This window comes from Conexibacter woesei DSM 14684 (assembly GCF_000025265.1).
GTDB classification, from domain to species: Bacteria; Actinomycetota; Thermoleophilia; order Solirubrobacterales; family Solirubrobacteraceae; genus Conexibacter; species Conexibacter woesei.
The window spans coordinates 3,112,592-3,137,726 of the sequence record NC_013739.1; the positions used below are offsets into that span (position 1 = coordinate 3,112,592).

At 73.2% G+C, this 25,135-nt stretch carries 21 protein-coding genes; 7 read left to right on the plus strand and 14 right to left on the minus strand.

What is annotated here, in order from left to right; all coding sequences use genetic code 11:
• Positions 1-18: 18 nt before the first annotated feature.
• Positions 19-678, plus strand: coding sequence for a hypothetical protein (locus CWOE_RS14545; protein ID WP_012934385.1), 660 nt, complete (start codon positions 19-21; stop codon positions 676-678).
• 68 nt (positions 679-746) lie between these two features.
• Here CWOE_RS14545 and CWOE_RS14550 read toward each other — a convergent pair whose 3' ends face one another.
• Positions 747-2,456: an adenylate/guanylate cyclase domain-containing protein gene (locus tag CWOE_RS14550; protein WP_160165518.1), complete on the minus strand. Its 1,710-nt coding sequence runs from the start codon at positions 2,454-2,456 to the stop codon at positions 747-749.
• Between the two features lie 82 nt (positions 2,457-2,538).
• Here CWOE_RS14550 and CWOE_RS30725 point away from each other — a divergent pair, with 82 nt between their 5' ends.
• On the plus strand, positions 2,539-4,410 hold the full coding sequence (locus CWOE_RS30725; RefSeq protein ID WP_012934387.1) for an NHL domain-containing protein: 1,872 nt from the start codon (positions 2,539-2,541) through the stop codon (positions 4,408-4,410).
• Positions 4,411-4,476: 66 nt separating this feature from the next.
• Here CWOE_RS30725 and CWOE_RS14560 read toward each other — a convergent pair whose 3' ends face one another.
• Entirely contained in the window at positions 4,477-5,157 is a 681-nt protein-coding gene (locus CWOE_RS14560; protein WP_012934388.1) for a Crp/Fnr family transcriptional regulator, read from the minus strand.
• A gap of 37 nt (positions 5,158-5,194) precedes the next feature.
• Here CWOE_RS14560 and CWOE_RS14565 point away from each other — a divergent pair, with 37 nt between their 5' ends.
• Entirely contained in the window at positions 5,195-5,389 is a 195-nt protein-coding gene (locus CWOE_RS14565) for a hypothetical protein (RefSeq protein WP_012934389.1), read from the plus strand.
• Here the strand turns inward: CWOE_RS14565 and fdhA are convergent.
• From fdhA to CWOE_RS14580, 3 genes are all read right to left on the minus strand, one after another.
• Positions 5,386-6,606, minus strand: a complete 1,221-nt coding sequence (fdhA, locus tag CWOE_RS14570) for a formaldehyde dehydrogenase, glutathione-independent (protein WP_012934390.1) — start codon at positions 6,604-6,606, stop codon at positions 5,386-5,388. The two genes, CWOE_RS14565 and fdhA, sit on opposite strands and share 4 nt — an antisense overlap.
• Before the next feature lie 79 nt (positions 6,607-6,685).
• Positions 6,686-8,596: an ABC transporter ATP-binding protein gene (locus CWOE_RS14575; protein ID WP_012934391.1), complete on the minus strand. Its 1,911-nt coding sequence runs from the start codon at positions 8,594-8,596 to the stop codon at positions 6,686-6,688.
• Positions 8,596-10,341, minus strand: coding sequence for an ABC transporter ATP-binding protein (locus tag CWOE_RS14580; protein WP_012934392.1), 1,746 nt, complete (start codon positions 10,339-10,341; stop codon positions 8,596-8,598). Before CWOE_RS14580 ends, CWOE_RS14575 begins: the two co-directional genes overlap by 1 nt.
• A gap of 24 nt (positions 10,342-10,365) precedes the next feature.
• Here CWOE_RS14580 and CWOE_RS32835 point away from each other — a divergent pair, with 24 nt between their 5' ends.
• Positions 10,366-10,566 (plus strand): hypothetical protein, encoded by a 201-nt coding sequence (locus tag CWOE_RS32835; protein WP_012934393.1) that lies wholly within the window; start codon positions 10,366-10,368, stop codon positions 10,564-10,566.
• A gap of 59 nt (positions 10,567-10,625) precedes the next feature.
• Here CWOE_RS32835 and CWOE_RS30730 read toward each other — a convergent pair whose 3' ends face one another.
• From CWOE_RS30730 to lon, 5 genes are all read right to left on the minus strand, one after another.
• Positions 10,626-11,924, minus strand: a complete 1,299-nt coding sequence (locus CWOE_RS30730) for a S1 family peptidase (RefSeq protein ID WP_012934394.1) — start codon at positions 11,922-11,924, stop codon at positions 10,626-10,628.
• Positions 11,925-12,214: 290 nt separating this feature from the next.
• Positions 12,215-13,537, minus strand: coding sequence for a S1 family peptidase (locus tag CWOE_RS14590; RefSeq protein WP_012934395.1), 1,323 nt, complete (start codon positions 13,535-13,537; stop codon positions 12,215-12,217).
• Positions 13,538-13,688: 151 nt separating this feature from the next.
• Positions 13,689-14,972, minus strand: a complete 1,284-nt coding sequence (locus tag CWOE_RS30735) for a S1 family peptidase (protein WP_012934396.1) — start codon at positions 14,970-14,972, stop codon at positions 13,689-13,691.
• 59 nt (positions 14,973-15,031) lie between these two features.
• Positions 15,032-16,498 (minus strand): NAD-dependent succinate-semialdehyde dehydrogenase, encoded by a 1,467-nt coding sequence (locus tag CWOE_RS14600; protein ID WP_041732520.1) that lies wholly within the window; start codon positions 16,496-16,498, stop codon positions 15,032-15,034.
• A gap of 139 nt (positions 16,499-16,637) precedes the next feature.
• Positions 16,638-18,920 carry an endopeptidase La gene (gene lon, locus CWOE_RS14605; RefSeq protein ID WP_012934398.1) on the minus strand — a complete coding sequence of 761 codons (2,283 nt, stop codon included), beginning with the start codon at positions 18,918-18,920 and terminating at the stop codon, positions 16,638-16,640.
• Between the two features lie 162 nt (positions 18,921-19,082).
• Here lon and CWOE_RS14610 point away from each other — a divergent pair, with 162 nt between their 5' ends.
• Positions 19,083-19,427, plus strand: a complete 345-nt coding sequence (locus CWOE_RS14610) for an LPXTG cell wall anchor domain-containing protein (protein ID WP_012934399.1) — start codon at positions 19,083-19,085, stop codon at positions 19,425-19,427.
• Entirely contained in the window at positions 19,424-20,602 is a 1,179-nt protein-coding gene (locus tag CWOE_RS14615; RefSeq protein WP_012934400.1) for an amidohydrolase family protein, read from the plus strand. Before CWOE_RS14610 ends, CWOE_RS14615 begins: the two co-directional genes overlap by 4 nt.
• Before the next feature lie 58 nt (positions 20,603-20,660).
• On the opposite strand, the gene CWOE_RS33495 is transcribed toward CWOE_RS14615, so the two are convergent.
• From CWOE_RS33495 to CWOE_RS14625, 3 genes are all read right to left on the minus strand, one after another.
• Positions 20,661-20,810 carry a hypothetical protein gene (locus tag CWOE_RS33495; protein WP_160165519.1) on the minus strand — a complete coding sequence of 50 codons (150 nt, stop codon included), beginning with the start codon at positions 20,808-20,810 and terminating at the stop codon, positions 20,661-20,663.
• Positions 20,811-20,890: 80 nt separating this feature from the next.
• The gene (locus tag CWOE_RS14620; RefSeq protein WP_012934401.1) at positions 20,891-21,760 is read right to left on the minus strand and encodes an SGNH/GDSL hydrolase family protein; all 870 of its coding nucleotides are present in this window, start codon (positions 21,758-21,760) and stop codon (positions 20,891-20,893) included.
• 70 nt (positions 21,761-21,830) lie between these two features.
• On the minus strand, positions 21,831-22,382 hold the full coding sequence (locus CWOE_RS14625) for a MarR family winged helix-turn-helix transcriptional regulator (RefSeq protein WP_012934402.1): 552 nt from the start codon (positions 22,380-22,382) through the stop codon (positions 21,831-21,833).
• Between the two features lie 93 nt (positions 22,383-22,475).
• Between CWOE_RS14625 and CWOE_RS14630 the strand changes: the two genes are divergently transcribed.
• Positions 22,476-23,024, plus strand: a complete 549-nt coding sequence (locus CWOE_RS14630; RefSeq protein ID WP_012934403.1) for a YceI family protein — start codon at positions 22,476-22,478, stop codon at positions 23,022-23,024.
• On the opposite strand, the gene CWOE_RS14635 is transcribed toward CWOE_RS14630, so the two are convergent.
• Complete coding sequence (locus CWOE_RS14635; RefSeq protein WP_012934404.1) at positions 23,014-25,065, minus strand: bifunctional diguanylate cyclase/phosphohydrolase; 2,052 nt, start codon at positions 25,063-25,065, stop codon at positions 23,014-23,016. The two genes, CWOE_RS14630 and CWOE_RS14635, sit on opposite strands and share 11 nt — an antisense overlap.
• Positions 25,066-25,135: the final 70 nt, after the last annotated feature.

Sequence of the window (25,135 nt, forward strand, 5' to 3'; positions counted from 1 at the left end):
ATCGGGAGGAAGATCCCCATGCGCTCCATCTCCACCATCCGCCGCAGCGCCGTCGTCGCCGTCGCCCTCGCCGCTGTCGCGGCCACCGGCGCCACGACCGCCGAGGCCGCCGTCAAGGTCAGCGGCGTCCAGCTCAAGCGCAGCAGCGTCCCTGCTGATCGCATCAAGCCCAACTCCTTGACCGGGAAGCAGATCAACGAGTCGCGGCTCGGGCTGGTCCCGATCGCGAGCATCGCGAAGTTCGCCGAGCTGGCGAAGTCGGCCGACTCGGCCAAGACGGCCGAGAGCGCGAAGACGGCCGAGACGGCCAGAAGCGCCGACACCGCGAGAACCGCGCTGGACGCGCAGAAGCTCAACGGCCGCGACCACACCGCGTTCATGGCGAACTCGGTCCGGACCGTTGTCGCCGAGAGTGGGCCGATCGCCGGCGGCGGGACGTTCGTCTCGCAGACCGCCTCGTGCGCACCGACCGAGAAGGCGACCGGCGGCGGCGGGGCGTGGCTCCAGAGCCCCGGCGGCGCCCTCACCGGCGTCGACGTGCAGCTCAGCGCCTCGATGCCCGATCCCGTGGCGCCCGGCGTCAACGAGATGACCGGGTGGACCGCGGCCGGCCGCAACAACAGCGCCAGCATCCGCTACCTCAGCGCCTACGTGACCTGCGTGCCGAGAACGGCGTAAGCCCCCCGCCGGACACCTCGGTCGCACCGAGCGGCTCCCCTCCGGGGGAGCCGCTTCCGCGTGCACGGTCAGTCGCCGATCCAGACCGTCACCGGCTCGCGCCGTCCCTTCAGCGACACGTCGCCGTGAAGGTGCAGGCGCGCCGCGGCGGCCGCGGCGGCCCCGCCGAGCGCGTCGACGGTGCTCGCGGAGACGAACAGCTCTCCGGGCAGGTCGCGGCCGAGCGCCTGCAGGCGGGCCGCGACGTTGGTCGCATCGCCGACCGCGGCGTACTCGACGCGCCGCTCGGAGCCGACGATCCCCGACATCACCGGGCCGCTGTTGATCCCGATCCCGGCCGCCAGCGGCGCGTCGGCGAGCCGCTCCTCCAGCAGCCAGGCGTTGAAGCGCGGCAACGCACCGTCGAAGATCGCGCGCGCGGCGGAGAGCGCGCGCGCCGCGTGGTCGCCCTGCGGCAGCGGCGCGCCGAAGACGGCCATCATCCCGTCGCCCTGGTAGGAGACGACCGTGCCACCGCGGTCGAGCACCTCGCCGGAGACGAGCGTCAGGTAGCGGTTGAGGACCGCGATCACCTGCTCGGCTTCCAGCCGCTCCGCGAGGGTGGTGAACCCGCGCAGATCGCAGAAGAGGACGGTCGCGTCGAGCCGCCGGCTCTGCACCGGCGCGCCGGGCGCGCCCAGCTCCAGCAGCTCGCTCGCGACGGCGGGAGCGACGAAGCGCTCGAACTCGGTCCGCAGGCGACGCCGCGTCCGCACCTCCACCGCGTACGTCGTCGCGACCGCGCCGGCGGTCCCGAACAGCAGCGCCAGCAGCGGCGCGGCGACCGGCACGATCGTCCCGCCGTCGAACGCCAGCTGCGCCCCGACCAGCAGCGCCGCGGCTCCAGCCAGTCCCGCCCCGAGCGCTTGCAGCAGCACCCGCCCGGGCGGTCCGGGGAGCGCCGCGGCGAGCGGCGCGAGCAGACCCGCTGCGAGGACGAGCAGCGCCGCGACAGCCGGCGGCGCGTCGCGCAGCGGATAGCCGTCGAGCACGGTCTGGATTGCGTTGGCGACGATCTCCGGGCCGGGCATCGGCGCACCGGCCGCGGTGGCGTCGACGTCGTGGAGGATCGGCGCCGTCGCGCCGACGACGACGACCTTGTCGCGCACCGCGGCCGGATCGAATCTGCCGGTCACGATGTCGTCGAGCGACAACTCGGGAACGGTTCCGGGCGGGCCGGCGAAGTCCAGTGGGCGGGCGGGGGTGCCCGGATCGCCGCTCGCGGCGAGCACCGCGAGATGCGGCACCCCGAGGACGCTCGGCTCGAACCGGCGAATCACGTCGTGGTCGTGCGGGAACAGGGCGATCCCCACACGTCCCTCGGCAGCGCGACGAAGCGCGGGCATCACGACCGGCGTCCCGCTGCGGGTCGCCTCGGCTGTCCCGAGCAGCACACGCGGATCGCGAACGGCATCCACGAGACGCGCATCGTCGCGGCGGTCAAGCGGCTCGGAGAACTGCACGTCGTACGCGATGCGTCTGGCGCCGGCGTTGAGCAGGCGCTCGATCACGAGCGCGTGGAGCGAGCGCTCGAACGGGAAGCCATGCACGTCGTAGGTCGCTTCGTCGATCCCGACGACCAGCACGTCCTCCGGCGCTCCCTGGGACCCGCGGACGTCGAAGCGCTGGTCGACGCTGCTCGCCTCGATCCGGTCGAGCAGGCCGGTGGCGGCGATGCCGCCGGCGAGGGCGGCGGCGGCGACTCCGACGATCAGCGCACGCAGCGGCCGGCTGAGCATCGCCGGAGTGTCGCGCATTCGACACAGGGCGTGCGAGGTCTGCGACAGTGCCTGCGCAGGTTCTGCGCCAAGATCCGGATCGATGACACGCTTTCGCCGCGCATTCGCACCGTTCCTCGCCGCAGCCGTCGCCACCGCGACGGTCGTGGCCGGCACGATGGCCCCCGCCGGTTCAGGGCTCGGCACCGCCGCTGCGATGGCCGCCGACCGGGTCGACACCCTCGCCGGAAGCGGGACCGGCGGGTTCGGCGGCGACGGCGCGCCGGCGACCAGCGCGCTGCTGACCTCACCCTCCGACATCGGCCTGCTCAGCGACGGCACGGCGTACCTGATCGCCGACACGTCCAACCACCGCATCCGCCGGGTCGACGCGGCCGGGCTGATCACGACCGTCGCCGGCGCCGGTCCGGCGAACGGCGCGACCGGCACGTTCGCGGGCGAAGGCGTTCCGGCGACCGACGCGACCGTCCGCCTCAACCAGCCGCGCGGCGTCTCGCCGACCGGCGACGGCGGCTTCCTGATCGCCGACACGCTCAACAACCGCATCCGCCGGGTCGACGCGGCCGGGCTGATCACGACGGTCGCGGGGACGGGCGCTGCCGCGTTCACGGGCGACGGCGGCCCGGCGACGGCCGCGGCGCTCAACGCGCCGCAGGGCGTCGCCGCACTGCCGGACGGCAGCTTCCTGATTGCCGACACCGGCAATCACAGAATCCGGCGCGTCGATGCGGCGAGCGGCAGAATCGAGCGGGTCGTCGGCAACCTCACGATGCCGAACGGCGGCTATGCGGGCGACAACGACCAGGCGATCAACGCAGCGGTCCTCGTGCCCGCCCGCGTCGCGCCGCTCGCGGGCGGAGGCTTCCTGATCGCCGACACCGGCAACAACCGCATCCGCCGCGTCGACACGAGAGGGGTCATCACGACCGTCGCGGGCTCGGCCGCGCCCGCCGGCTTCGGCGGCGACGGCGGCCCCGCGACCGCCGCCGCGCTCAACCAGCCCGAGGGCGTCGCCGCCGGCGGCGACGGTTCGATCCTGATCGCCGACTCGACCAACGAGCGCATCCGCCAGGTCGGCGCCGACGGCGTCATCCGCACCCTCGCGGGCACCGGCACGCTCGGCCTCAGCGGCGACGGCGGCCTGCCAACCGCCGCGCAGCTGTCGCACCCGCGCGCGGTCGCGGCGAGCGGCCCACGCATGTGGATCGCCGACAGCTTCAACCACCGCGTGCGCGGGATCGCGCCGGAGCCGGTGAGACAAGGGCAGGATCCGCCTGCACAGGCCGACCCCGCCCCGCCGAGACAGGTCCCGCCCGGCGTCTCGCCGCCGGTGCTCGGCCGCAGCACCGTCGTCGCGCCGGTCTCGGGACGGGTCCTGATCCGGCTCCCCGGCACCCGCCGGTTCGTGCTCCTGAGAGCGATCGCGAACATCCCGCTCGGCGCCGAGCTGGACACGCGCCGCGGCCGCGCCTCGCTGCTGTTCACGACGACGCCGGACGGCCGCCGCGCGAGCGCGATCGTCTCCGAGGGGCGGTTCATCGTCCGGCAGGGCAGCAGACTCGACCTCGGTCAACGTCCCGGCCAGATCGTCCTCTCCGGCCCGCTCGCCGGCTGCCGCGCGCTGACGCGCAGAGGCGCCGCGCGGAGAGGGAGCGCGCGCCCGAGAGCCCAGCTGCGCCCGCGCGCCGCCGCGTCCGCCCGGCGCAAGGGCAAGCGCGGGCGTCGCGCGCGCGTCCACGCCGACGGCCGGATCGAGGTGCGCGGCAGATATGGCGCCGCGATCGTCCGCGGCACCCGCTGGACGACCGTCGACCGCTGCCCGGCCGACCCGCACCCCGGCACGCTCTTCGCGGTCAGCGAAGGACGCGTGAGAGTGACGTCGTTCCTCCTGCGCAGATCGCGCCTCGTGCGCGCAGGTCAGCGCTACCTCGCGCCGGCAAGACGCGTGCGTTGAGGCGAGCAATGGCGATCTGACCACGCTCAGCGTGGTCAGATCGCCATTCCTCGGCCGCCGGGCCGGCTAGCCGAACGGGCCGCGCGCCCGCCGCTCCAGCGCGGCGGTGTCGAGCAGGGTCGTGCGGCCGCGCGTCAGCTCCAGCGTGCCGTGCGCCTGCTCCTCGCGCAGCACCTTGTTGACGGTCGCGCGCGAGGTGCCGGCGAGGCTCGCCAGCTCCTCCTGCGTCAGCGGGATCGAGGCGCCGCCCTCCTCGCCGTCGCCGCGGTACGCCGCCGCGACGTCGAGCAGCCGGCGGCGCACGCGCGTGTCGGCCGGCAGGTGGAGCGCCTCGACGAGCTGCTCGGACAGCCGCCGCACGCGCGCGGCGAGCAGCTGGGACAGCACGGCGTCGGTCTGCGGGCGCTCGCTGCGCAGGCGGCGGAAGTCGATCTCGTGGACGGACAGCGTCTCGGCCGGCTCCAGCGCCGCGATCGTCGCGCTGCGCGGGGCGTCGGGCGTCAGCAGCGCAAGCTCGCCGAACGAGTCGCCCGGCCCGACGACGTTGAGCGTCACGACATCGCCGAACTCGGTGCTCACGCGCACGGCGAAGCGACCTGAGCGGACGAGGTGCATGCAGTCGGCGGGGTCGCCGGCGTGGAAGACGACCTCGCCGGCGGCGAACGTTCGCCGGCGGCCGTGCGACAGCAGCTCGGCGATCTCCTCGGGCGGCGCGCCGGCGAGCAGCGCAAACTCGGGACGTGACATGTGCGGAACGCTACACGCGCCGGCGTACCATCGTGGGATGGGACGCCTCGACGAGCTGCGCGCCGAGCACCGCCGGCTGATCAACTCGATGGAGTTCGCCTACGCGATGGGCGCGCGCCGCTCGCTCGGCGCCCGCGACCCCCGCCTCGACGGGGTGGTCGCGCGGGTCGCCGAGCTGGAGCGGGAGATCGCCGCGCTGAGCGCGCGCGACGACGCGGACGAGCCCACCTAGGCCGGGATCAGCCCGTTCGGGTCGAGGACGAACTTCTTCGCCGCTCCTCTGTCGAAGTCTCTGTAGCCCTGCGGCGCGTCGTCGAGCGTGATCACCGTCGCGTTGACCGCTCTGGCGATCTGGCAGCGGTCGCCGAGGATCGCCTCCATCAGCTCGCGGTTGTATCTCATCACCGGGCACTGGCCGGTCGTGAAGACGTGCGACTTCGCCCAGCCGAGCCCGATCCGGATCGACAGCGAGCCCTCCTTCGCCGCGTCCGTGTGCGCGCCCGGGTCGCCGGTCACGTAGAGGCCCGGGATGCCGAGCGCGCCGCCCGCGCGCGTCAGTCCCATCAGCGAGTTCAGCACCGTCGCGGGCAGCTCCTCGCTCGCGTGCTCGCCGTGGCCGCGCGCCTCGAAGCCGACGGCGTCGACGCCGCAGTCGACCTCCGGCACGCCGAGCAGCTGCTCGATCTGCTCGCCGGGGTCTCCTCTGGAGACGTCGATCGTCTCGCAGCCGAAGCTCTTCGCCTGCGCCAGCCGCTCCGGGATCAGGTCGCCGACGATCACGACCGCGGCACCGAGCAGCTGCGCGCCGTGCGCCGCCGCCAACCCGACCGGGCCGCCGCCCGCGATGTAGACCGTGCTGCCGGTCGTCACGCCCGCCGTGACGCAGCCGTGGTACCCCGTCGGGAAGATGTCCGACAGCATCGTGAGGTCGAGGATCTTCGCCAGCGCCTGCTCCTTGTCACGGAACTTGAGGCAGTTGAAGTCGGCATAGGGGACCATCACGTAGCGCGCCTGCCCGCCGGGCCAGCCGCCCATGTCGACGTAGCCGTACGCTGCCCCCGGCCGCGCCGGGTTGGTGTTGAGGCAGATGCCGGTCTTGCGCTCCTTGCAGTTGCGGCAGCGCCCGCAGGCGATGTTGAACGGGACGGATACGAGGTCGCCCTCGTCGATGTACTCGACGTCGCGGCCTCTCTCGATCACCTCGCCGGTGATCTCGTGCCCGAGGATCAGCCCCTCGGGCGCCGTCGTGCGGCCGCGCACCATGTGCTGGTCGCTGCCGCAGATGTTGGTCGAGACGATCCGCAGGATCACGCCGTGGTTGCACTCGCGCCCGACGCTGTCTGGATGGACTCCGGGGCCGTCTCTGAGCACGAAGCTCGGGTAGTCGGTCGTCTGGACCTCGACCGTGCCGGGACCCATGTAGACGACGCCTCTGTTGGTGTCGGCCATGTCGCTCCTCGCAAGCTTGCGGTGGTCACCCCACCACTGCCCAGCCTGCGCGAGTTGAAGCGGAGAGTTCGGTGAGAAGTCAGGCCGCGGTCTGCTCGTCCCAGTCGCGGTAGAGCTGCCAGTAGCGGCCCTCCGCGGCGATCAGCTCGTCGTGCGTGCCCTGCTCGACGATCCGGCCGTGCTCCAGCACGACGATCAGGCCGGCGTGCTGGATCGTCGAGAGGCGGTGCGCGATCACGACCGCCGTGCGGCCGGCGAGCAGGCGGCGCATGCCGTGCTCGATCCGCGCCTCGGTGTGGATGTCGATGTTCGAGGTCGCCTCGTCGAGCACCAGCACACGCGGATCGGCGATCAGCGCGCGGGCGAACGCGATCAGCTGGCGCTGGCCGGCGGACAGCTGCGCGCCGCGCTCGCCGACCTCGGTCTCGTAGCCGCTCTCCAGCTCGGAGACGAAGACGTCGGCGCCGACCGCGCGGGCGGCGGCGACGATCTCGTCGTCGGTCGCGTCCGGGCGACCGAACGCGATGTTGTCGGCGATCGTGCCGCTGAAGAGGAAGCCTTCCTGCGGCACGATCCCCATCTGCCCGCGCAGCGAGTGGGAGGTGACGTCGCGCAGGTCGTGCCCGTCGACGCGAACGCTGCCCTCGGTCGGGTCGTAGAAGCGTGCGACGAGCTTGGCGAAGGTCGACTTGCCGGCGCCGGTCTCGCCGACGAGCGCGACCGTCTGGCCCGGCGGCACGTGCAGGTCGACGTCCCGCAGCGCCCAGGCGCCGTCGGCGTCGTCCGCGCCGCCGTATCTGAACGAGACGCCGTCGAAGCGCAGGTCGCCTCTGATCTGCGGCAGCTCGAGCGCGCCCGGCTTGTCGGTCAGCTCCGGCTCCTCGTCGAGCAGCTCGAAGATCTTGTCGAGCGCGGCCATGCCCGACTGGTAGGTCGTGTAGAGCTGGGAGAGCTGCTGGATCGGGTCGAAGAAGTTGTTCAGCGCGGCGATGAAGCCGAACACGACGCCGGTCGAGGTGTTGCCCTCGATCACCTGGATGCCGCCGATGATCAGGATCGCGGTCGTCACCAGCGCCGACAGCAGCTCGACGGCGGGGAAGTACGACGCGTTGAGGTAGACCGTCGTCATGTTCGCGTCGCGGTTGGCCTCGTTCAGCTCGTCGAAGCGGTCGAGGTGGCGGCGCTCCTGGCCGAAGCTGCGGACGACGCGGATCCCCGACAGCGTCTCCTGCAGGTAGCCGGTGATCGCGGCGATCCGCTCGCGCGTGCGGCGGAACGCGTCGGCGGAGGCGATCCGGAAGGCGAGTGCGGCGAGCGCCAGGAGGGGGATCGCGAGGAACGTGTAGAGCGCCAGCTCGACGTCGAAGATCAGCAGCGTCACGACGACGCCGAGCAGCATCAGCGTCGATTGGAACAGCGTCGTGATGCCGTCGGAGACGAGCGAGTCGAGCGCCTGCACGTCGTTGGTCATGCGCGAGATCACGACGCCGGCGCGGTTGCGCGAGTAGAAGCCGAGCGACAGCGACTGGATGTGCTGGAACAGCTGGATCCGCAGGTCCTGCAGCGCGCGCTGGCCGACCCAGCCGGTCATGTACGTCTGCAGGTACGTCGCGCCCCAGTAGACGAGCGCGGAGATCACGAAGCCGACGACGATCCAGTCGAGCGCGGCGACGTCTCTCTTGCGGATCCCCTCGTCGATCGCGAGCTTGGCGAGCGGCGCAGGCGCGAGTGCGGCGCCGGTCGCGAGGAAGAGGCCGAGGAACATCAGCGCGACGCGGCCGCGGTAGGGCCGCAGCAGCACCAGCAGCCCGCGCAGCTTGCGGCCGCGGCCGGAGGTCTGGCGCAGGCGGCGGCGCAGGTCGGCGAGGCGGTCGGCCTCGCTGCCGGCGGTCGTCTCCTTGCCGGGCCCGCCGGTCGAGAGCGCGCTCGCGCCCTCCTCGTAGCGGCGCTCGTCCGTTCTGCGCGTGTCGGTCCCGCGGTCGATGCTCATCAGCCGACCGCCTCCCTCGGCATGCTGCGGCCGCCGGCGGCCTCGGCGATCTCGGCGTACAGCTCGTTGTCGTCGAGCAGCTCGTCGTGTCCGCCGCGCGCGACGATCCGCCCGTGCTCCAGCACGACGATGTCGTCCGCGAGCGAGATGGTGGAGAGACGGTGGGCGATCACGAACGTCGTGCGGCCGGCCATCACCTCGCGCAGGGCCTCCTTGATCTCCTGCTCGGTCGACGCGTCGACCGCGGAGGTCGCGTCGTCGAGCACGAGGATGCGCGGGTTCGCCAGCAGCGCGCGGGCGATCGCGATCCGCTGGCGTTGGCCGCCGGAGAGCGTCAGCCCGCGCTCGCCGATCATCGTGTCGTAGCCGTCGGGCAGCTCGCCGACGAACTCCTCCGCGCGGGCGCGCCGGGCGGCCAGCTCGACCTCCTCGCGGGTCGCCTCGGGGCGCGCGTAGGCGATGTTGTCGTGGACGGTCGCGGAGAACAGGAACGGGTCGTCGTTGACGACTGCGATCTCGTGGCGCAGCGAGCGCGGGTCGACGTCTCTCACGTTCGCGCCGTCGATCAGGACCTCGCCGGCGGTCGCGTCGTAGAGGCGAGGGAGGAGGCTGACGAGCGCGGTCTTGCCCGACCCGGTGCCGCCGACGAGCGCGACGGTGCTGCCGGCCTCGACGGTCAGGTCGACGTCGTCGAGCGCCTGCTGTCTGGAGCCCTCGAACGTGAGCGAGACGCCGCGCAGCTCGACGCGCCCTGCGCCGGCGGGCAGCGGCGGCGCGTTCTCCGGCACGCTCATCGCCGGGGCGCGGTCGAGCAGCTGGAAGATACGGGCGCCGGAAGCGGTCGCGCGCTGTGCGGAGCCGAGCATGTAGCCGAGCATCCGCATCGGGCCGATCAGCATCAGCAGGTACGCGTAGAAGGCGGTGAACTCGCCGACCGTGAGCGTGCCGTCGATCACCGCGCGCCCGCCGACGAAGAGGATCGCGGCGAGGCCGATGTTCGGCAGGAAGCCGATGAACGGCGCGTAGAACGCCTGCAGCCGCGTCGCGATCATCGACTGCTCGAAGACGCGCCCGACGCGGTGGTCGAAGCGGCCGAGCTGGCGCTCCTCGCGTGCGAACGCCTTCACGACGCGCACGCCGGAGACGTTCTCCTCCGCCTCGGCGGTCAGCTCGGCGACGCGCTGCTGGACCTCCTGCATCGCGGGCCGGGAGCGGCGGCCGAAGCGGAACGCGACGAGCACGACGAACGGGACGGGCGCGAGCGCGATCGCCGCCAGCTCGGGCCGCAGCAGGAACATTGCGATGCCGGCGAGCACGATCGTGAAGAGCGCCTGCCCGATGAAGATCAGCCCGTAGCCGAGGAAGAAGCGGACGGCCTGCAAGTCGACGGTCACGCGCGACATCAGCTGGCCGGTCTGCTGGTGGTCGAAGAACCCCAGCTCGAGCGACTGCAGGTGCGCGTAGAGCCGCTGGCGGAGGTCGACCTCGACGCCGAGCGAGACGCGCCCGGCGACGAGGCGCCGCCCGACGCTGAGCGCGAGCCGCAGCAGTCCGGCGACCGCGACGACGATCGCGAGCATCCAGAGGTCGTTGCGATCGCCGCGGCGGGTCGCGTCGATCGCGCGGCCGGTCAGCCACGGGATCGCGACCGTCGCCGCCATCGCCGCCGCCGCGAGCGCGAACGAAAAGACGACGCCCGTGCGATACGGGCGAAGGAAACCGAGCAGGCGGCGAAACGTCGACATACTTCAAAAAGTATAGTGGCGCCGATGAGTGCGCCTCTTGTCGTCGGCCTGTGCGACACCTGCCGTTTTCAGAGAGTCGTGCGCAACACGCGCGGATCGGTCTTCTCGCTCTGCATGCGGTCGAAGGAGGACCCGGCCTACCCGCGCTACCCGCGCATCCCGGTGCTCGCGTGCGGCGGGTTCGAAGAGCGGCGTGGGGAGGTCGCGGAGCAGCATGGCGACTGACCCTACGACTTCAAGCATGGTTGAAGTCAAGGGCAGATCGCCCGGCGGTGGGCGCGACCTCAGCCGGCGTTGCGCGCGGTGTACTTCGTGACGATCCGCTCGGTCGCCCCGCCGCGCCTGCGCCAGCTGAGGCGGACGCTGCCGCTGAGTCTGCGGCCGGAGACCGTGCCGCGCACCAGCGCGCGTCTGCCGCGTGCGTCTCGCAGCGTCACGGAGAAGCTGCGCGCGGAGCGGCCCGGCGTGGTGGAGCGGCCCGATCTGCGCGTCTGCGTCGTCGAGCTGAACATCCCGGTCGTGGCGCCGCGCGAGCCGCTCACGCGGTAGCCGACGCGGACGCGGAGGGGGCTGCCCGACGCGAGCTCGACGCTGATCGCCTGCCGCTGGCGCGTTCTCCCCCGGTAGGTGGCGTCGCTGCTGGCGGCGCGGGCGCGCATCGCGGGCGAGCCGCCACGCGGCTGCGTCCCGCCGGCGACCGCGGCGGTCCCGATCCCGGAGCTGGCCGCCGCGGGCGGGCCGAGCTGCGGCGCTGCGGCGATCTGGCCCGTGATCCAGCCGGAGAGGGCGCTGATGCGAGCGAACGCCTGCGGGACGCGCGCGTCGCACGTCGTGCTGCCCCAACTCGTGACGGCGACCTGGACGTCGGTGCCGTCGGGGCGGCGGACGAGCAGCGGGCCGCCGCTGTCGCCGAGGCAGGTCGAGCCCGCGTAGGCGGGCTCGTCGGCGGCGCAGAGCATCGTCACGGCGTCGTAGCGCTCACCGAGCAGGCGACCGCACGCGTCGTCGGTGAACACGGTCGTCGGAGCGGTCATCAAGACCGGGGAGGGCGTCGAGTCCTGACCTGACGTCGCGCCCCAGCCGGCTATCGTCGCGCGGGTTCCGGGGGCCGCGTCGGACGCTGCGCCGAGCGCGAGTGGCGGCGCGTCGACCGACGCCGACAGCAGCACGAGCGCGACGTCGGCGCGGACCGCGGCACGGTCGTAACCGGGGTGGACGACGATGCGGCTGACGCCGACCTGCTGGCCGCCGGACGCGTCGTCGGGCACGAGCCGGCCGGTGGTGACCTGCACGCCGTCGGCGGGCACGATGTTGCCGGCGGAGTCGGTGACGCAGTGCGCGGCGGTCAGCACGACGGCGGGAGCGACGACCGTCCCGCTGCACGCGACGGCCGAGTCGGAGGACTTCTGGATCGTCAGATACGCGAGCGACGTGAACGGCGCGCCGGCCTGCGCCTGGGTCCCGCCGGCAACGCGCAACGTGGCGCCGCCGCGTTCAGCCGCAAACGCGGCGCTGGGGAGGGCGAAGAGGGCGGTGAGGGCGAGCGCCGTAGCGAAGAGGCGCGTCGTTGGCGTCCAGTTCATGGTTGAAAATGATCGGCAGAAAAGCGTTTTTGCTTCAAGCAAAAACGCTTACCCTGGCGCGTTGGCCCTCAAGTCCGTGCGTCATCCACCGGAATCACACATAATGGATCAGTCGGTTGAACGTGTGGCGCGTCGGCGCTGGTCGGCCAGTTCGACCGGTTGGACACATGGCGCGCGGGCGCTGTGCCGAACGGCTCGATCCGGTTGGGCGATGGCACGTCGGCGCTGTGCGGGCGGCATCTCGGCCGGTCGGCGGGTGCGCGGCGGCGGCAGGCGGCCAGCCGCACGGCTCAGCGCCGGGCCGTGTACCGCAGCGCGCCGCTGTCGCAGCGTCCGGCGCGCTTCGTTCTCCAGGCGATCCGCACGCTGCCCGTGATCCAGCCGCCGCTCGCGAAGGTTCCGCGCACGCGGACGCGGCGGCCGTCGCGATCGCGACGGGCGACGGTGAACACGCGCCGGCCGCGTGCGCCGGCAGCGGCGACGATCGGCGCGCCGGCCGGCGGCGTCGTCCGGAACGTGCCGCTGCGCGTCCCGCTCGTGCAGCGGGCGCGATAGCCGAAGCGCACGTCGGCGATCGTCCGGGCGCCCCTCGCGACGCGCACGGCGATCGCACGGCCCTGTCGTGTCGAGCCGCGGTACCACGCGGCCGTCACGCCCGCCGACCGCGCGGGCGCAGGAGAGCCGTTGCGGGGCTGGGCGGTCGGGCCGTTCGCCAGGTCGGCGTCGCTCGAGGAGGTCGGCGGCGGTGCCGGGTTCGTCGGCGCGGCTGCGATCTGCGCAGCGAGCCAGTCGGCGTGGCCGCTGACGCGTGTGAACGCCTGCGGAACGCGCGGGTCGCAGCTGGCGCTGCCCCAGCTCGCGACGCCGAGCTGGAGCGGCGTCCCGTCCGCGCGCGCGACGAGCAGCGGCCCGCCGCTGTCACCGCGGCAGGTCGAGGCGGCGAACGCCGGCGAGTCGACGGCGCACAGCATCGTCGCGCTGTCGTAGCGGCTCCCGAGCAGCCTCCCGCAGGCCTGCTCCTCGAGGATCGTCGTCGTGGCGCTGAGCAGCGTCTGCGACGGCTCGGTCGTGTCGCTCGACGCCGTTCCCCAGCCGGTCAGCGTCGCGCGGGCGCCGGGCGCCGCGGCGCCCGCCTCGGCGGCAGACGCGAGCGCGACCGGCGGCGCCGTCGTCGCGGAGGCGAGCAGGATCAGGGCCGCGTCGGATCGCATCGCGGCGGCGTCGTACGCAGGGTGCAGCAGCACGCGGCTGGCGCCGAGCTGCTGCCCGGTCGCGCTGTCGCCACGTGCGAGCCGGCCGGTCGTGACCTCGATCCCGGCGGTCGGGCGGGGTCCGCCGGCGGGGTCGGCGACGCAGTGCGCGGCAGTCAGCACGACGGCGGGCGCGACGACGGTGCCGCTGCACGCCGTCGCGGTGCCGGCGCTCGTCTGCGCCGTGACGAACGCGATCGACGCTGACGGCGCGCCGGGCTGCGCGACGCCGCCGCCGACGACGCGCGTGACCGCGTCCGGGGTGCGCGCGGCGTCCGCCGCGGCAGGCGCCACGGACGCACCGAGCGCGAGCAGCGTCACTCCTGTCGCGAGGCCGCGCAGGTCAGGCGGGAGGCGAAGCATGGGTGGGGGATCATCGGGAGCTGTGCGTTCGTGGTCAAGCAAACGTGGGAAAACCTGCGGAAACCTCACCGTTTTCGATCCGAAACGACCAAAGATCACAGATATCACCGTGCCCTCGGCAGGCGCACTGCGACCGCGGATCTGGTGCGCCTCAGGCCCGCCAGGCGACGTAGCGGATGGGGCCGCTGCGGCAGCGCTCGCCCGAGCGGGCGCGCCAGACGACGCGTACGGTTCCGGACACGCGCTCGGCGCCCGAGAACGCGCCCGTGATGCGGAAGCTCGTGCGGCGGCCGGCCGAGCGGGCGACGTCGAACGTGCCGCGCGTGCTCGCGTGGACAGCCAGCGAGGGCGCCCGCACGCGCCCACTGCGCCAGCCGCCCCGACAGCGCAGCCGGTAGGACGCGTCGAAGCCGCCGACACTGCCGGCGGGGGAGACGCGCAGCGCGATCGGCCGCCGCTGGCGTGTCGTGCCGCGGTAGCGGGCGGCGGTACCGCGCCCGCCGCGTGAGTCGCGACCGGCGCCGCGTCTGCTGCCGGCTCCGTCGCGAGCGGCGGTCGGCGCCGTCTGGCCGCCGGCAGGCGCGTCGACCGGCGGCTGGTCCGCGGGCGGCGTGCCGCTCACGACCGATCCGACCCAGTCCGAGAGTGCGCTGACGCGCGCGAACACCTGCGGCAGGCGTGGGTCGCAGCCGTCGGTGCCCCAGCTCGTGATGCCGACCTGGACCCAGCTGCCGTCACCGCGGGCGACCGCGAGCGGTCCGCCGCTGTCGCCGTGGCAGGTCGCGCTGATGAACGAGCCGGCGTCGGCGGCGCACAGCATCGTCGCGGCGTCGAAGCCGCCGAACGCGCTCGTGCAGGCGGCGTCCGGGAGGAGTGTCGTGGGAGCGGTCCGCAGCACCGTCGGGACGCCGCCGCTGCCGCTGGTCATGCCCCAGCCGGCGATCGCGGCGGGCGTGCCGCTCGCGGCGAGGCCGGCGTCGCCGGGACCGGCGAGCGTCGCCGGCGGCGCGGCGGACGTGCTCGCCAGCTCCACCACCGCCGCGTCGGCGCGGACGCTGCGCGGGTCGTAGGCGGGGTGGACGTGCACGCGCGTGACCTCGTGCAGCTGCCCGCCGGCGGCCGCGAGGTCGCGGCGGCCGGTGACGACGAGGAACGCCGCCGCCGGGCGCGGCGCACCGCCCGCGTCGGTGACGCAATGGGCGGCGGTCAGGACGGCGCCGGGTGCGACGACCGTCCCGGTGCAGACGACCGACCTGCCGTCGCCCGCGGTCGCCGAGACGAATGCGGTGGACGGCCAGCTGCCGGGCGCGGCGTCGCCGCCGCCGACGATGCTGGCCTGCGCGCGCGGACCGCCGGCGGCCTGCGCGCCGCTCGCCGGCAGCGCGGTCGCGGCGGCGATCAGCAGGAGGAGCGGGAGCGGGACGGCGCGGGCCACGTCCCTGTCATCGGCCCGCGCGTCCCACTTTCCAGTGGGAGTCCAGTCTGTCTGGACGCTCAGTCGACGTTGATCGCGACGTACTTCGTGTCGAGGTACTCCTCGATCCCCTCGCGGCCGCCCTCGCGGCCGAAGCCGGAGTGCTTGACGCCGCCGAACGGCGCGGCGGCGTTGGAGACGATCCCCTGGTTGAGGCCGACCATGCCGGTCTCCAGGCCCTCGACGACGCGCAGCGCGCGTCTGATGTCCTGCGTGAAGACGTACGCGACGAGGCCGTACTGCGTTCTGTTCGCCGCCGCGACGGCCGCCTGCTCGTCGTCGAACGACATCACCGGCGCGACCGGGCCGAAGATCTCCTCGCGCAGCAGCTCGGCGTCGTCGGTCACGCCCGACAGCACGGTCGGCTTGTAGAAGTAGCCCTCGCCGTCGGCGTCGCTGCCGCCGACGACGGCGGTCGCGCCCTTCGCCAGCGCGTCGTCGACGAGCCCGCGGACGGTGTCGCGCTGCTTGCCGTCGACGAGCGGGCCGACCTGGACGCCTTCCTCGGTGCCGCGGCCGACCTTCATCGCGCCAATCCGGTTCGCGAGCTTCTCGGTGAACTCGTCGGCGACCTTCTCGCTGACGTGGAAGCGGTTGGCGGCGGTGCACGCCTCGCCCATGTTGCGCATCTTCGCCAGCAGCGCGCCTTCGACCGCGAGGTCGACGTCGGCGTCGTCGAAGACGAGGAACGGCGCGTTGCCGCCCAGCTCCATCGAGACCCGCAGCAGCTGCTCGGACGCCTGCTGCATCAGCTTCTGGCCGACCGCGGTCGAGCCCGTGAAGGAGAGCTTCCGCGCGCGCGGGTCGGAGATCAGCGGCGCCATCAGGCTCCCTGACGATCTCGACGTGACGACATTGAGGACGCCCTTCGGCAGGCCGGCCTCCTCGAGGATCTGGGCGAGCGCGAGCATCGACAGCGGCGTCTGCTGCGCGGGCTTGACGACCATCGTGCAGCCGGCGGCGATCGCCGGGCCGATCTTGCGCGTGCCCATCGCGAGCGGGAAGTTCCACGGCGTGATGAAGAGGCACGGGCCGACCGGCTGCTTCATCGTCAGCATCCGGCCGATGCCGTTGGGGGAGGTGGCGTAGCGGCCCTCGATCCGCACGGCCTCCTCGGAGAACCAGCGGAAGAACTCGTTCGCGTAGGTGATCTCGCCCTTCGACTCCGAGATCGGCTTGCCCATCTCCAGCGTCATCAGGACGGCCAGCTCGTCGGTGCGCGCGGCGATCAGCTCGAACGCGCGACGCAGGATCTCCCCGCGCTCGCGCGGCGGGTGGGCGGCCCAGGCGGCCTGCGCCTCGTGTGCGGCGGCCAGCGCGGCGAGCGCGTCGTCGGGCGTGCCGTCGGCGATCTCGGTCAGCGTCGCGGTCGTCGACGGGTCCTCTACGGGGAGCGTGCCGCCACCGGTGGCCGCGCGCCACTCGCCGCCGATGAACAGTCCCTTCGGGACGCGCTCGACGACGGCCTGCTCCTGCGTGGGGGTGATCGTGCTCACGACTCGCTCCAACCTTCGATCGTCCGACAAAACGGTCTGTAGCTGGACGCTACCGCGCAGCGGGCTGGCGCAGCGGCCAGCCACGGCGTGGCCCGTGCGCCGAATCGGCGCACGGGCGCTGCCGCGGCGGTCAGGCCGCCGCTCCGGCGCGGGCCGGCTCCAGCGCGATCGCGAGCACCTCGTCGACGGTCATCGCGAAGTGGATCGTGATCTGCTCGCGGACGTCGGCGGGCACGTCGTCGAGGTCGCCGCGGTTGCGCTCCGGCAGGATCACGTCGGTCAGGCCGGCGGCGTGGGCGGCGAGCACCTTCTGCTTGACGCCGCCGATCGGCAGCACGCGGCCCTGCAGGGTCACCTCGCCGGTCATCGCGACGGTGTGCTTGACCGGGCGGCCGGAGAGCAGCGACGAGAGCGCGGTCACCATCGTCACGCCGGCGCTCGGGCCGTCCTTCGGGATCGCGCCCGCGGGGACGTGGACGTGGAACTCGCCCTCGTCGAAGGCGTGCTCGTCGATCCCCAGCTCACGGCCGTGGCCGCGGACGTAGGAGAGCGCGATCCGCGCCGACTCCTTCATCACGTCGCCGAGCTGGCCGGTCAGGACGAGGCCGGACTTGCCGGGCATCTTGACCGCCTCGACGAACAGCACGTCGCCGCCGGCGCCGGTCACCGCGAGGCCGGTCGCGACGCCCGGCACCGCGGTGCGGATCGCCGCCTCCTGGAAGAACCGCTGCCGGCCGAGCGCGTCGCGCACCGCCGCCAGGTCGAGCTTCACCGGGGGCTCGGCCTTGCCGGACGCGATCTGCGTCGCGGTCTTGCGCAGGATCGTGCCGAGCGTGCGCTCGAGCTGGCGGACGCCGGCCTCGCGCGTGTACTCGGTCGCGATCTGCTCCAGCAGCTGGTCGGAGATCTCGACCTCGTCGGGCCGCAGGCCGTTGCGCTCGGTCTGCCGCTTCCACAGGTACCCGCGCGCGATCGCCGTCTTCTCGGCGGTCGTGTAGCCGTCGAAGCGGATCACCTCCATGCGGTCCAGCAGCGGGCCCGGGATCGAGTCCGCGACGTTCGCGGTCGCGAGGAACAGCACGCCGGAGAGGTCCAGCTCGAGGTCGAGGTAGTGGTCGCGGAACGAGTGGTTCTGGGCCGGGTCGAGCACTTCGAGCAGCGCCGCGGAGGGGTCGCCGCGCCAGTCGGCGCCGACCTTGTCGACCTCGTCGAGCATGATCACCGGGTTCATCGTGCCGGCGTCTCGCAGGGCGCGCACGAGGCGGCCCGGGAGCGCGCCGATGTACGTGCGGCGGTGGCCGCGGATCTCGGCCTCGTCGCGCACGCCGCCGAGCGACATGCGGACGAACTCGCGGCCGGTGGCGCGCGCGATCGACTCGCCGATCGAGGTCTTGCCGGTGCCGGGCGGGCCGATCAGGGTGAGGATCGCGCCGGAGCGCTTGTCCTCTCTGATGCCGCGCTCCTGCCGCAGCTTGCGCACGGCGAGGTACTCGGTGATCCGCTCCTTGACGTCGTCGAGGCCCGCATGGTCGGCGTCGAGCACGGCGCGCGCGTCGACCGGATCGAGCTTCTCGTCGCTCGTTCTGCTCCACGGGATCGCGACGAGCCAGTCGAGGTAGGTGCGGATCGTGCCTGCCTCGGCCGACTGCTCGCCCATCCGCTCCAGCCGCCCGAGCTCCTTCTCGGCCTGCTCGAGCGCGTGCTCGGGCATGCCGGCCTCGGCGATCTTGGTGCGGTACTCCTCGATCACATTGGCGTCGTCCTCGCCCAGCTCCTTGCGGATCGAGTCCATCTGTCTGCGCAGGAAGTACTCGCGCTGCTGTCTCTCCGCGCCGGACTGGACGTCGTCGCGGATCCGCTGGCGCACCTGCAGCTCGGCGAGCCGCTCGCGCTGCAGCTTGAGCGACAGCTCCAGCCGCTCGGTGACGTCGAGCGTCTCCAGCAGCTCGACCTTCTGCTCGAACGAGAGGTCGGGCGAGTAGCCGGCGGTGTCGGCAAGCGTGCCGGGCTCGCTGATCGCGCGCACGAACGCCTGGATGCGGCCGTCGTCGCCGCGCAGCTCCAGCAGCTCCTCGACGGTCGCGCGGTACTCGCGCTCGAGGTTGCGCGTGCGGCCGTCGACGGGCTCGGCGTCAGGCCGCTCGTCGACCTCGACGTAGAGCTTGCCGTCGGGTGCGGTGTGCGCGGCACCGGCGACGCCGCGATAGAGGCCGTTGAGCGTGACGGCGTGCGCCCCGCCGGGCAGGCGCACGTGCTCGACGACGTCGGCGACGGTGCCGACGCCGGCGAACTCGTTCTCGTGCTTGGGCACGAGCAGCACGCGATCCTCATCGCCGACGTCGACGGTGAGGGACAGCGTCATGTTGGGGAAGACGACGGCGTCTTCGAGTGGGACGAGCAGAAGTCGGCTCATGCGCTGCTTCCTGTCGGGAGAGGCTTACGAAGAGTAAGCGAGTATAGCCATTGTGAGCTGATGTGAGTCGCGAGGGCTCAAGTTTTGCACGATCACCGGTGTGGGGGGCGAGTTTTCGCAAGCGCTGGTTGGGGCCGCCGCGATCTGGAAAGATGGACGTCGATGAGCGAACGTGAACCGCACCACTTCCCCGAGGACCCGGACACGCCCGCCGAGCCGCACGACGTGCTCGCGGCCGAGGAGTTCCCCGGTCCGTCGCGCGCAGAGGCGATCCACGAGCAGGGCCCGATCGAGCTGCCGGCCGACCCCTCCGGGGTGACCGAGCCGCACGACGTGCTCGCCGCCGAGGAGTTCGCGATGCCCGCCCCGCGCCACGGCGCCCCCGCCGGCGTCGAGCCGGCCGCGCCGAGCGCCGGATCGTCGCGCGCGCCGCTGCTCGTCGGTCTCCTCGCGGCGGCTGTCGGCCTGCTCGTCGTCCTGCGCAAGCGGCGGCGCGCGGCGAGGTGAGCCGGCCGGACCTCTCCGTCGACGCGGCGCTGCTGCGGTGGCTCGCCGACGAGCGGGAGCAGCTGGGGGAGGGAGACGGCGCCGCGTCGGTGGCGCTGCTCGACGCGCACACGCACGTCGGCGAGCACGACCCCGACACGATGCGCTGCGCGCCGCAGGAGCTGATCGCGCATCTGGAGGAGGCGGACGCGCGCGGCGTCGTCTTCGCGCTGAGAGAGCCGGACGGCTATCCCGGCCCCAACGACGCGGTGCTCGCGGCCGCCGCCGACTCCGGCGGACGGCTCGTCGCGTTCGGGCGGATCGACCCGGCCGCCGAGCCCGCGCACGAGGCGCGGCGCACGCTCGACGCCGGCGCGAGGGGGATCAAGCTCCACCCGCGCGGCGAGTCGTTCACGCTCGACGACGCCCGCCTGGAGGACGTCTGGGCGCTCGCACACGAGCGGCGGATCCCCGTGCTCGTCCACGCCGGCCGCGGGATCCCCTCGCTCGGCGCCCACGCCGTCCAGGTCGCGACCCGCTACCCGGGCGTGCGGCTGATCCTCGCGCACGCCGGCATCAGCGACCTCGCCTGGATCGGGCGCCAGGCGCAGGAGCTGCGCAACCTCTACTTCGACACGTCGTGGTGGGCGCCGAGCGACCTGCTCGCGCTGTTCGCGACCGTCCCCGCCGGGCAGATCCTGTTCGCCAGCGACGCGCCGTACGGGCGCACGCCGGTCACGGCGCTCGAGATCGTGCGGATCGCGCGTCAGGCCGGGGTCGACGACCGGCACATCCGGCTCGTGCTGGGCGAGCAGATGCAGCGGCTGATCGACGGCGAGGAGCCGCTCGACGGCGGTGCGCCGTCCGGCGTCACCGCGGTCGCGGTCGACGTGATGCTCGACCGCGTCGCGACGTACCTGACGGCCGGGTTCGGGGCGTTCGCGGCCAGAAACGCGGCCGCCGGCGCCGAGATGCTGAGCCTCGCGCGGCTCTCCTGCGCGGTGCCTGCGGATGCGCCGCAGGCCGCGCACTGCCGCGTGATCGTCGAGCTGCTCGACGCCGGCGAGCGGCGGCTCGCGGCCGCCGCCGCCGACGCGCCGGGCGTCCTGCCCGCGGGCATCTTCCTGCTCGCGCTCGCGCTCAACGTCGCGCGCACGCCCGACGTGCCGGTGCCGCACGAGCTGGTGCTCGACTAGGCCGGAGGAGCGAGGAGGGCACATCCGCCCCCGCCATGCGGGGACGGACGTGCCCTGCTCAGGCCGCCTTCGCCGGTCGCGGCGAGGGGGACGGCGGCGTCACGCGCTGGGTCGGAGCGACCCGCTCCATGCTCCAGCGCGACGCGGTCGCGTGATGGTCGCGGCGACGCACGATCACGTAGCGGCGGATGGGGGAAGTGGTCTGCATGGACAGGATGATCCGCCTTGGGGGGCGAACTTCCGTGGGCCACGCGTCCAACGTTCTCCCATCCGCGTTGCTCCGTTCGGCTAGTACCCCGCTCTCAGGATCGCGGCGAGCACGACGTTGCCGGTGTTTCTCATCCCGTTGGCGTTCGGGTGGACGGGCGCCGCGGTGTTGACCGGGACGATCCCCTCGACCCACTTGACGCTCGCGCTCTTGCAGACGTCGTGGCCGACGCTCGACGTCGCGGTGTCGACGAAGATCGCCCCGCGCGCGGCGGCGGCCGCCGCCAGCATCGCGTTCAGCTGGGCGGTCTTGGCGCGCAGGTACGGCACGTCGGTCGGCGTGATCGGCACGACCGGCCAGCAGCCGCTGCCCGTCGCCGGCAGGATCGTCGGGTAGCCGACGACGAAGACCTTCGCTCTCGGCGCGCGCGCCGGGATCGCGGCGAGGACCGCGTCGACGTCGGGCTGCGCCGCGGCGATTCTGTCGGCGATCGCGTCTCTGGAGCCCGAGACGTAGTCGTCCTTGCACGGGTCGAACGGGTTCAGCCTCGCGCAGTTGACGACTATGTCGCTGAAGCCGATGTCATTGCCGCCGATCCCGAGCGTGACGACGCGCGTGTCGGCGCTGAGCGAGTCGAGCTGCGGCGGATTCGGGCCGGGCGTGACGCCCTGCGCGGTGAACATGTCGTCGGTCGTGGCGCCCGAGCAGCTCGGGTCGCGGAACGTCGCGATGTCGGTCAGCCCCGCACGCGCGACGCGCGGGTAGTTGCGGTCCGAGCGCAGGCAGCCGAGCGGGCTCAGGCTCTGGTTCGGGATCAGCGGCCCGGCGGTGTACGAGTCGCCGAGCGAGACGTAGGCGCCGGAGGCGCCGAACGACGGTGCGGCGACGGCGGCGGCTGCGGCGAGCGCGACGACGAGCGACGCGAGCAGCGCGATGAGACGTGACGGCATGGACTTCCTCTCCCCTTGTGGATGCGAGATCCGGCCCCGCTCCCATCAGAACGGAAAGAGGAGTGCTTTGTCAACCGCTGAGGCGGCCGAACTGCTCCGCGAGGACCTGCAGCTCGGTGGGGGAGAAGCGCGCGAGGAATCGCCGCTGCACGCCGGCGAGGTGGGTCTCCGACGCCGCCAGCACCAGCTCGCGGCCGGCGTCGGTGATGCGCGCCTCGGTGCCGCGGGCGTCGTCCTTGCTCGGCGCGCGCTCGATCAGTCCGATCCGCTCCAGCCGCTCCACGAGTCGCGTCAGGCCGCTGCGCGTGAGGCGCACCGGACGCGCGAGGTCGTGCATCCGCAGGGCGCCGCCGTCGGCGCGTGCGAGCGCGAGCAGCGCGAAGTAGTCGCTGAACGAGAGCTGGTGCGCACGCTGGAGCTCCTGCTCCAGCTCGACCTGAATCTCGGCGTGCGCCTGCAGGAAGCCGTGCCAGGCGCCGCTCGCCTCGGCGCTGAGGTTCTCCCAGCCGTCGCCGCCGCCGCAGACGGGCGCGTCGTCGCCGAGCTGCTCGAGGTCGGCCGGCGTGGGCGTGCCCGGCACGGGCGGGAATTGGTCCGGGATCTGGGAGAGCGGCGCGCTCATGGCTTCATAGGATAACAGTTGCGTGCGCAATCACTTGTGCTATGTTGTTGTGCACGCAATCACTTCACCACCCGTCAGGAAGGCCACCACCACATGTCCGCCACCACGCTCACCTCCGTCCCGACCGGCACCTGGAACGTCGATCCTTCGCACTCGTCCGTCGAGTTCCAGGTCAAGCACATGGCGATCGCCACCGTGAAGGGCCAGTTCAACGAGTTCCAGGGCAGCCTCACGATCGCCGACGACGGCACCGCCACGGCGAGCGGCGCGGTCGAGGTCGCGTCCGTCGACACGCGCGAGTCCCAGCGCGACGAGCACCTCAAGTCGCCCGACTTCTTCGACGCCGCCAACCACCCGCAGATCACGTTCGTCTCGACCGAGATCACCCCGGTCGACGAGGACAGCTTCAAGGTCACGGGCGACATCACGATCCACGGCGTGACGAAGTCGATCACGCTCGCGGCGAGCGTCGAGGGCGCCGACGAGGACCCGTGGGGCAACCAGCGCGTCGCGCTCTCGGTCACCGGTCAGATCAACCGCGGCGACTTCGGGATGACGTTCAACCAGGCGCTCGGCTCGGGCAACATGCTCGTCGCCGACAAGGTCAAGATCGCGATCGACGTCTCCGCCGTCAAGGCGTAGCAGCCTCCTCGGAACTGCTCGGCCCGGGAGCGCGAGCCCCCGGGCGAGTGGTCCCAATGGAATGCGAGCCCCCAGGCGAGCTTTCCACGAACGCCGCCACCACCGCCGGGTCGAACTGCGACCCGGCGCAGCGGCGCAGCTCCGTCAGCGCGGAGGCGTGCGCGAGCCGCCGCTGATACGGCCGCTCGCTCGTCATCGCGTCGTACGCGTCGCAGACCGCGACGATCCGCGCGCCGAGCGGGATCTGCTCGGCCGCGAGCCCGTCCGGGTAGCCGCAGCCGTCCCACCGCTCGTGGCTGGAGCGGACGATCCGGGCGACCGGCCGCATCGCCGGCGCCGCGCCGAGGATCCGGTCGCCGACGACCGTGTGCTCGCGCATCAGCCGCCACTCGTCGGCGTCGAGCGGCCCCGGCTTGTGCAGGATCGCGTCGGGGATCGCGATCTTGCCGATGTCGTGCAGCTCCGCCGCCCGGGCGACCTCGTCGACCTGCTCGGCGTCGAGCCCCAGCTCGCGCGCGACGCCGACCACCAGCGCCGCGACCCCGTGCAGGTGCTCGTGGAGGTCGGGCTCGCGCTCGCGCAGCACCTGCAGCAGGACGTCGCACGTCTGCCGGCGGCTCGACGTGCGCGAGGCGTCCTTGGCGGCGTACATGCGCTGGTCGGCGAGCTGCAGCGCGTGCGTCGCCGACTGCGCCTCGCACGGGATCGTCACGACGCCGTAGGAGGCGCCGACGCGGAAGCCCTCGCCCTGCTCGCGCAGCGTCGCGACCGCCGCGAGGATCAGGGGGTCGTCAGCCGGCAGCGCGCCGTCGAGCAGCACGCAGAACTCGTCGCCGCCGAGCCGGTACGCGCGGCCGCGGCCGACGACGACCTCCGCCAGCCGGCCGGCGAGGCGGTCGAGCAGCATGTCGCCGGCGGCGTGGCCGAAGCCGTCGTTGTAGCCCTTGAAGCCGTCGAGGTCGAAGAAGACGAGCGTGCGCCGCAGCCGCTCGTCGGCCGTGCAGAGCGCGACCGCGCGCTCGAGGTCGTGCATCAGCCGCCGCCGGTTCGGCAGCCCGGTGAGGCCGTCGGTCAGCGCCTCCTCGCGCGTCGCGCGCAACAGCCGCATGTTCTCGCGGAAGGTGCGGCCCGCGCGCGCGGTCGCGAGCAGCAGCGCCGCGGTCGCCAGCAGCGCGGCCGCGGTCGGGACGTCGGCGAACTGACCGTAGAGCAGCAGCGCGACCGCGAGCGCGGCGAAGACCGTCGGCAGCGCGAACGTCTGCCGCCCGAAGCCGTAGTCGACGTGCCGCGGGCGCCACGGCTGCCACGCGGCCCAGCCCCACGTCACCAGCGCCGCCGGCCACAGCGCTGAGACGAGCGAGTCGTCGTCGAACGTCCCGTTGGCGCTCTGGTACGCGTAGAGCGTGTCCGCCACGGCGAAGATGAGCGCGCCGATCGCCAGCAGCACCCACACGCCGCCGGGCCGCCACGCCTGCGTCGCGAACGCGGTCAGCACGAGCGCGATCATCATCAGGTCGGTGAGCGGGTAGGCGAGGTGGAGCGCCGTCTGCGTCGAGGACGCCGAGGTCGCCTCCAGGATCGGCTCGTAGGCGAACGCGACGGCGACCGCGCCGACCGCGAGCCCGGCGATCAGCCCGTCGACCCACAGCCGCGCGGCGACCTGGTCGCGGCCGTCGGCGAGCAGCAGCGCCATCCCGCCGAGCGAGAGCGGATAGAAGGCGACGTACGCGACGTCGGCCGGCCACGGGTACGCGCCGCGCGCCGACTGCAGGCCCCAGAAGGCGTCGCCGGCGGCGTACAGCAGGATCGCGAGGCCGATGCAGATCCACGCGGGGCGGCGGTCGCGCACGAGCGCCGCGCGCACGAGGCACGCGGTCGCGCCGCCCAGCTCCAGCCCGAAGTAGACGACGTCGTCGATCGCGACGTCGGCCCACGCGCCGCCGAAGTCGGTCAGCGCCTGCGCGAACAGCAACGCCAGCGCGACCGCCGTGACGACGGCGAGCAGCCGCCGCAGCGGCGCCCCGGAGATGTTCAGCTGCAACGCGGTCCTTCCATCGCTGTGATGCCACCGTCATCGGCCGCGGTGTGTCGGCGCTTGACCGGGCGGTCCT